General features: G+C 61.0%; 1 protein-coding gene. It reads left to right on the top strand.

Annotated features, from left to right (window positions below):
• Positions 1-139: 139 nt before the first annotated feature.
• Positions 140-1,396 carry an IS256 family transposase gene (locus BJI47_RS12475; protein WP_088943966.1) on the top strand — a complete coding sequence of 419 codons (1,257 nt, stop codon included), beginning with the start codon at positions 140-142 and terminating at the stop codon, positions 1,394-1,396.
• The last annotated feature ends 727 nt before the right edge of the window (positions 1,397-2,123 follow it).

Raw genomic sequence — 2,123 nt, 5'->3', positions numbered from 1 at the left:
GGGTAAGTCCCATGACGTGGTGGACATTCGGTGAGGCGGCGTAGCCGCTGCTCGGGCGTGTCGTACCCGTGTTGTGGGTGGGCCATCGCGTAGTGATGAACGAGTTACCGCCAAAGTGACTCGACCAAAGGACCACGCGATGACCCACGACCATTCTGCCCTGATCACCCAGCTCGACGCACTCAAGGGCGCCGACCCGGCGAGTGTGTTCGCCGAATTGATCCGCGCCGGCTTACAGACCCTGATCGACGCCGAGGCCACCGAGGTCCTCGGTGCCGGCCGCTACGAACGGACCACCGAGCGAACGAACTACCGCAACGGCACCAGGCCGAAGACAGTAGCGACGACCAGCGGCGACATCGAAGTCCAGATCCCGAAGCTGCGCACCGGGTCGTTCTTCCCCAGCCTGCTCGAACGCCGCCGTCGCATCGATCAGGCCCTGTACGCGGTGATCATGGAGGCCTACGTCCATGGCGTCTCGACCCGCAACGTCGACGACCTCGTGACCGCATTGGGGGTCGACTCGGGGGTCTCGAAGTCGACCGTCTCGCGGATCTGCCAGGGCCTCGACGTCGAGATCGCCCGCTTCCGCGAGCGTTCGTTGACGCACACCAGCTTTCCCTACATCTTCCTCGACGCCACGTACTGCAAGGTCCGGATCGGTGCGCACGTCGTCTCGCATGCTCTCGTCGTCGCCACCGGGGTGTCCATCGACGGGACCCGCGAAGTATTGGGCACCGCAGTAGGAGACAGTGAGTCGTTCGACTTCTGGCGCGAGTTCCTCATCGGACTCAAAGCCCGCGGTTTGTCGGGGGTGCATCTAGTGATCTCCGATGCGCATGCGGGGTTGAAAGCGGCGGTGGCGCAGCAGTTCACGGGTGCGTCGTGGCAGCGGTGCCGGGTGCATTTCATGCGGAACGTCGGCTCGGCGGTGTCGTCGAAGCAGGTGCCGCCGGTGATGGCTGCGATCAAGACGATCTTCGCACACACCGAGCCCGATGCCGTTGCGCAGCAATGGGATCAGGTCGCCGACACTCTCGCTGGCTCGTTTCCGAAAGTCGCTGCGATGATGCGTGATGCGAAGGAGGACGTGCTCGCGTTCCGGTCGTTCCCGAAGGCACATTGGCAGAAGATCTGGTCGAACAATCCGATCGAACGACTGAACAAGGAGATCAAACGCCGCGCCGATGTCGTGGAGATCTTCCCGAACCCGGCAGCGTTCCTACGCCTGGCGACGGCGGTGGTGATCGAGGCGCACGACGAGTGGCAGGTCACCCGCCGCTACGTCTCCGACGTCTCCATGGACGAACTGAGGGTCGTCATCGCACGAAAGGAACGCGCTACAGCCGCCGACACGGACACCGAGTCGTTGACACCCAAACTCGAATCCGCATAACATACAACACAACTCGTTGATCACGAACCAGATGGTTCACCGATCCGAACTACACCACGCCATGGGGCACTATCCACGAAGAACACGTCGCGATTTAGGCTAACTCAGCTTGAGAACGTGCAACGTGTTGTGAGTGACAGTGACTACCCGCACCTTGCGGGATACGTCCAGACGATCTCGCTTCCACCCGTACTGTCGTTGGCGGTGGTTCAGTCATTCCTTGACGCGAACAATCGGAATATCTCGATCTCGTCGACTGCGCAGTGGACGCAGAAAGCGCGACGCCACCTCGCACCCTCTTGGCGCGATCCTGTTCTGGCGCTGCATGCGGACTTCGCAGAATCAACCTTCTTTAGCGCGGTTGTAGCACTACGTAACGCCAGTTTCCATCAGAGCGGTAGTTCTGGAAATAAGCTGACAGAAGCGCTGAAGAGGTTGACGCATCCGGCCAATAGGCCGCTTGAGCGTACGGACGTAAAGTCTCTGAGCGTAAGCAACATTCCTGGATACCTCCATGCTTTGCACGACAAGACGCGCCGCGTCGAGATCTTTCACACCCGATTGGACGCCCTCGCCGAATCGCTGCGGGATGTGTGAGCGGGCTTGGAATGCGGTCGCGCGCGTTCGTGCACGATGTGATGCTCAGGCGCTTACAGACGACCTAAGCCTCGATCCACCGACTGAGGTGATGCATTGTGGTCGGTGACTGAATTGTGGGGTCGGGGTC

Origin of the sequence: Rhodococcus sp. 1168, from assembly GCF_002091955.1 — a bacterium.
Taxonomy (GTDB): Bacteria; Actinomycetota; Actinomycetes; order Mycobacteriales; family Mycobacteriaceae; genus Rhodococcoides.
This window is presented reverse-complemented; position numbering and strand designations above follow the sequence as displayed.